Annotated in this window: 6 protein-coding genes; 3 read left to right on the top strand and 3 right to left on the bottom strand. The window is 71.8% G+C overall.

The features are described from left to right. Positions 1-173: 173 nt before the first annotated feature. Positions 174-1,127, bottom strand: a complete 954-nt coding sequence (locus IJH84_RS20165; protein ID WP_295147539.1) for a CoA ester lyase — start codon at positions 1,125-1,127, stop codon at positions 174-176. 157 nt (positions 1,128-1,284) lie between these two features. Here IJH84_RS20165 and IJH84_RS20170 point away from each other — a divergent pair, with 157 nt between their 5' ends. Together IJH84_RS20170 and IJH84_RS20175 are read left to right on the top strand one after the other, a co-directional pair. Beyond that, positions 1,285-2,610 carry a CBS domain-containing protein gene (locus tag IJH84_RS20170; protein ID WP_200073299.1) on the top strand — a complete coding sequence of 442 codons (1,326 nt, stop codon included), beginning with the start codon at positions 1,285-1,287 and terminating at the stop codon, positions 2,608-2,610. Beyond that, the gene (locus IJH84_RS20175; RefSeq protein WP_295147543.1) at positions 2,603-3,139 is read left to right on the top strand and encodes a DUF1003 domain-containing protein; all 537 of its coding nucleotides are present in this window, start codon (positions 2,603-2,605) and stop codon (positions 3,137-3,139) included. Before IJH84_RS20170 ends, IJH84_RS20175 begins: the two co-directional genes overlap by 8 nt. Before the next feature lie 97 nt (positions 3,140-3,236). Here the strand turns inward: IJH84_RS20175 and IJH84_RS20180 are convergent, their stop codons facing one another. Next, on the bottom strand, positions 3,237-3,686 hold the full coding sequence (locus IJH84_RS20180) for a MarR family transcriptional regulator (RefSeq protein ID WP_295147546.1): 450 nt from the start codon (positions 3,684-3,686) through the stop codon (positions 3,237-3,239). Positions 3,687-4,015: 329 nt separating this feature from the next. Between IJH84_RS20180 and IJH84_RS20185 the strand changes: the two genes are divergently transcribed. After that, positions 4,016-5,155, top strand: a complete 1,140-nt coding sequence (locus IJH84_RS20185; RefSeq protein ID WP_295147549.1) for an Mrp/NBP35 family ATP-binding protein — start codon at positions 4,016-4,018, stop codon at positions 5,153-5,155. A 141-nt stretch (positions 5,156-5,296) separates the two neighbouring features. Here IJH84_RS20185 and IJH84_RS20190 read toward each other — a convergent pair. After that, a partial coding sequence (locus tag IJH84_RS20190; protein WP_295147552.1) for an O-methyltransferase occupies positions 5,297-5,752 on the bottom strand: 456 nt, incomplete at its 5' end.

The raw sequence follows: 5,752 nt of genomic DNA on the forward strand, positions 1-5,752 counted from the left end.
CGCCGCCGCCGTCCATGCCGCCGCCCCTCGGTCGATCCGATCCGAGCCGGCAGCGGCGGACCCGCGACCACCCCCGACGACCCGTTGATCACAACCTACCGCGCTTCGGCGGCGACGAGGTACGTCCGCACGGGCGGAACTCGCGAGATCCCGCGCAGCCCGCACGCGCGGAATCAGCTCTCCGGCGGCGTCCAGGGATCCTGCCGGGACATCCCGGCGGCGCGGCCCTTGCCCGCGATCACCAGCGCCATCTTGCGGGACGCCTCGTCGATCATCTCGTCGCCGAGCATCGCCGCACCGCGCTTGCCACCGGCTTCCGAGGTGTGCCACTCGTAGGCGTCCAGGATGTTCTCGGCGTGGTCGTAGTCCTCCTGCCGCGGCGAGAACAGCTCGTTCACCGCGTCCACCTGCGCCGGGTGCAGCACCCACTTGCCGTCGAAGCCCAGCGCCGCCGACCGGCCGCCGACCCGCCGCAGCCCCTCCAGGTCCTTGATCGCCAGGTACGGACCGTCGATCGCCTGGATGTCGTGCGCCCGCGCGGCCATCAGCAGCCGCATCAGGGTGTAGTGGTAGGCGTCGCCGACGTCGTAGCCGGGCGGCTGCTCACCCACGACCAGCGAGCGCATGTTGATCGAGGCCATGAAGTCCGCGGGTCCGAAGATCAACGCCTCCATCCGCGGCGTCGCGCCCGCGATGGCGTCCACCTCGACCAGCCCGCGGGCGTCCTCGATCTGCGCCTCGACGCCGATCCGGCCTGGCTCCAGCCCGTTCGCCCGCTCGATCTGGGACAGCGTCAGGTCCAGCCAGCGCACCTGCTCGGCGCCCTGCACCTTCGGCAGCATGATCGTGTCCAGGTTCGCCCCGGCGCCCTCCACGACCTCGATCACGTCCCGGTAGGTCCATTCCGTGCTGAGGTCGTTGACCCGCACCGACCGGATCTTGCCGTCCCAGCCGCCCTCGTTGAGCGCGTCCACCACCCGGCCGCGGGCTTCGGCCTTCGCCAGCGGCGCGACCGCGTCCTCCAGGTCCAGGAAGAACGAGTCCACCGCCAGACCGCGCGCCTTGTCGATCATCTTCGCGCTCGAACCGGGAACGGCCAGGCAACTGCGGCGGGAACGCTGATCCACGAAAACCTCCTCGTCGAGCACGGCATCCGGTATCTATCACGCGCGGCGGCCGCCGGAGGTGTGACGAACGTCTTGGTGCCCGTCCCGGACCGCCACGACATGCGCTCGGATCTCGCTGCGACTGCCCGTGCCCGCCGGGCCGACTAGCCTGATCAGCGTGGCAGCCACCGACAGGGTGTACGCGGCGCGAGTCGCCGGACTCGCCGTGTTCGGGCCGGACGGCGAGTCGATCGGGCGGGTGCGCGACGTGGTGGCCGGGCTGCGGATCGGCAGCCAGCCGCCGCGAGTGCTCGGCCTGGTCATGGAGATGGCCCCGCGCAGGCGGATCTTCGTGCCGATGCTGCGGGTGACCCGGATCGAGCCGAACGCGGTCACCCTCGCCACCGGCTCGGTCAACATGCGCCACTTCCACCAGCGCCCCAACGAAGTCCTGGTGCTCGGCCAGCTGCTCGACGCGAAGGTCACGGTGGCCGCCTCCGGCGCAGCGGCCGTGCTGGTGGACGCCGCGCTGGAGCAGACCCGCACGCGGGACTGGCGGATCAGCAGGCTCGCGGTGCGGGAACGCTCCGGGCGGCTGGGACGGCGCGGAGCGGTGCAGGTGCTGGAGTGGGACCAGGTCAGCGGCCTCGCCGTGGCCGAGCTCAGCGGCCGTCCGCAGGGCGTCGAGCAGCTGCTGACGATGCTGGACACGATGCGCGCCGTGGACGTCGCCAGCACGCTGCACGAACTGCCCGCCAAACGGCGCTACGAGGTCGCCGAGGCGCTCGACGACGAACGGCTCGCCGACGTCGTGGAGGAGATGCCCGAGGACGACCAGAAGGACCTGCTGACCCACCTCGGCGAAGACCGGGCCGCGGACGTGCTCGAGGCGATGAGCCCGGACGACGCCGCCGACCTGCTCGCCGAACTGTCCGAAGGGGACAAGAACCGGCTGCTGGAGCTGATGGAGCCCGCCGAGTCCGCGCCGGTCAAACGGCTCCTGGCGTACTCGTCGGACACCGCGGGCGGGCTGATGACCCCGGAAGCGGTCGTGGTCGGGCCGGACGCCACGATCGCCGAGGCGCTGGCGATGGTGCGCAACGCCGAGCTTCCGGTGGCGCTGGCCAGCATGGTCTTCGTCTGCCGCCCGCCGTCGGCCACGCCGACCGGGCGCTACCTGGGCTGCGTGCACATCCAGCGGCTGCTCCGCGAACCACCGTCCACTTTGGTCGCCGGGGCGCTGGACACCGGGCTGGCGAGCCTGCCGCCGACGGCCTCGCTGGCCGAGGTCACTCGCTACTTCGCCGCCTACAACCTGGTTTGCGGCCCGGTGCTGGACGACCAGGAGCACCTGATCGGCGCGGTCACCGTGGACGACGTGCTCGACCACCTGCTGCCGGAGAACTGGCGGGAGAGCGGGCTGCCGGACCGCGACGATCCCGCCGCGCCGGGTGATCCGCGAACCGGCGCCGCGGCGGCGCGGAGAGCGAGCGACGATGCCTGAACTGCTGCCCCGCCGCCGGCTGGACCAGCCGCGGATGCCGCGCCGGTTCGCCGTGCGGTTCGACCCGGAAGTCTTCGGGCAGGTCTCCGAGCGCATCGCCCGGTTCCTGGGCACCGGGAAGTTCCTGTTCTGGATGACCGTGTTCGTGACCACCTGGATCGCGATGAACCTGTTCGCGGTCGGGCTGGCGTGGGACCCGTACCCGTTCATCCTGCTCAACCTGGCGTTCTCCACGCAGGCGTCGTACGCGGCGCCGCTGATCCTGCTGGCGCAGAACCGGCAGGACGACCGGGACCGGGTCTCGCTGGAGGAGGACCGGGCGCGGGCCGAGCAGACCAAGGCCGACACCGAGTACCTGGCCCGCGAACTCGCCGCGCTGCGCCTGGCCGTCGGCGAGGTGGCCACCCGGGACTACCTGCGCGGCGAGCTGGACCGGCTGCGCGACGAACTGCCCGGCACGGAGAGCGCGGGCGCGCGCCGCCGCCGGGAATCCGCGGAGGGCGCGGGCGAGCGCGACGACGTGCCCTGATGGGGCTCCTCGCAGCGCGCTCGGCCGGCACCGCCAGGTCCAGCACCGCTCGCACGAACTCAGCGGCGCGCGGGCGCCTGCGACGATCGGCGGTCGATCATGCCTGGGCGCGCTGCCCGGGCGGGGCCGGGACGCCACCGGCGGCGAGCTTCTCGCAGATCCGGGCGAACTGTTCCAGCTCCTGCGGCTCGGTCACCGAGAGGAAGTACTGCATCACCCCGGCGAGCTGCGTGTCGGCTGCAGACCGTAATCGGTGTTCACCGGCTTCGCTGATCACCGCGAGCACTCCCCTGCCGTCCGAATCCACCCGGACCCGGTGCACCAGCCCGATCCGCTCCAGCCGGTCCACCAGCCTGGTCACCCCGGACCGGGACAGCAGAACCGCGTCCGCCAGCTCGGTCATTCGCAATCGCCGCTCCGGCGCCTCGGCCAGTGCGCGCAGCACGTCGTAGGCCGCGAGCGTGAGCCGCTGCTGGGCGATCAGGTCCCCCTCCAGGCACCGCGTGACGCGGGCGTGGGCGCGCAGGAAGGCGCGGTAGGCCGTCATCTCGCCACTAGTGGGTAATCGGTCAAGACCTATCTCGGTCACGATGCGTAATACTACGGAGGGCAGTCAGATGAATGCGAAGCGCCCCCGTGTTTGTTCATGTCAGCACGTCGGAGCCGGTGCCTGGAATAATCCAGCGCACGGGACCGCTGCGGCGAGCGCAAGCACGTCGAACCCGGGCGCGACGATCGCCGGGCCGGCCGCCGGGCGGTCACGCCCCGCGCACCCCTCGCCCGCCCCCATGGGGCTACCGGTCCGTAACATCACTTTCCGGTCAGTAGCATGAGGGGCAACCAGTCCCCGCAGGAAGGGTCGGTGTCACCGCAACCGTGACCAGCACGTACTCCGCTCCCACGGAAGAGGCCGTCCGCCAGGCCCTCGGCAAGGTCGATGACCCCGAGATCCACAAGCCGATCACCGAACTCGGCATGGTCAAGTCGGTCACCGTCGGCGAGGACGGCAAGGTGGACGTCGAGGTCTACTTGACCGTCCAGGGCTGCCCGATGCGGGAAACCATCACGCAGCGCGTCGACCAGGCCGTGCGCGAGGTCGACGGGGTGCGCGAGGTGACCGTCGAACTCGACGTGATGAGCGACGAGCAGCGCTCCGAACTGCGCAAGCAGCTGCGCGGCGACTCCGAGGAACCGCGCATCCCGTTCGCCGAGCCCGGCTCGATGACCCGGGTGTACTGCGTGGCCTCCGGCAAGGGCGGCGTCGGCAAGTCCAGCGTGACGGTCAACCTGGCCGCCTCGCTGGCCGCGCGCGGGCTGTCGGTCGGCGTGGTCGACGCCGACCTCTACGGGCACTCGGTGCCCCGGATGCTGGGTTCGGACGGCAAGCCCACCCAGGTGGACAAGATGATCATGCCGCCGCAGGCGCACGGCGTGAAGGTGATCTCCATCGGGATGTTCACCCCGGGCAACACGCCGGTCGTGTGGCGCGGGCCGATGCTGCACCGCGCGCTGCAGCAGTTCCTCTCGGACGTGTTCTGGGGCGACCTGGACGTGCTGCTGCTGGACCTGCCGCCCGGCACCGGCGACGTCGCGCTGTCCACCGCCCAGCTGATCCCGAACGCCGAGATCCTGGTGGTGACCACGCCGCAGCAGGCAGCCGCCGAGGTCGCCGAGCGCGCCGGGGCGATCGCGATGCAGACGCGGCAGCGGCTCGCCGGGGTCGTGGAGAACATGTCCTGGATGGAGCTGCCCGACGGGCAGCGCATGGAGGTCTTCGGCAGCGGCGGCGGGCAGATCGTGGCGGACTCGCTGACCCGCTCGATCGGCCACGATGTCCCGCTGCTGGGCCAGGTCCCGCTGGACACCCGGCTGCGGGAGTCCGGGGACAGCGGGACTCCGCTGGTCATCGAGGCGCCGGACGCGCCGTCGTCGAAGGTGCTCGCCGACGTCGCCAAGCGGCTGTCCACCCGCGCCCGCGGCCTGGCGGGCCAGCTGCTGTCCGTCTCCCCCGCTTGATCACCGCGAGTGGGCGGACCGTTCGGCCAATCCAGCCGGACCAACAGTCCGTTCACTCGATCAGCAACTCCGGGTTCCGCGAGTGGGTGGACCGTTCGTCCGAACCAGCCGGGCCAGCGGTCCGTTCACTCCGGGCGCGGATCAGATCGAGCGGGCGACGGCGAGCAGGCCGTCGCCGACCGGCAGCGCCACTGGCACGAGGCCCTCGTCGGCGCGGATGGCCTGGGTGAGTTCGCGCAGCGCCGCCGCCCGCGAATCGTGCCGGTCCGCGGTCTCGGGCGGGTTGGTGCCTGCGAACACGATCGCCCCGCCGGGCCGCAGCAGCCGCGACCCGACCTCCAGGTACATCGGATATCCGCTCGGCGCCGCGTCGACGAACATCAGGTCGTAGGCGCCCTCCGCGAGCCGCGGCAGCACCTGATCGGCGAGGCCCGTGATGAACCGGGTGCGCGACCGCGGCACCCCGTCGGCCGCGAGCGCTTCGCGCGCGATGCGCTGCGCGGTCGGGTCGAGATCGATCGAGGTCAGCAGTCCGCTCGGGGCCATGCCCGCGAGCAACCAGCGAGCCGAGTCGCCGGTGCCGGTGCCCACTTCGAC

Origin of the sequence: Saccharopolyspora sp. (genome assembly GCF_017434145.1) — a bacterium.
GTDB classification, from domain to species: Bacteria; Actinomycetota; Actinomycetes; order Mycobacteriales; family Pseudonocardiaceae; genus Saccharopolyspora_C; species Saccharopolyspora_C galaxeae.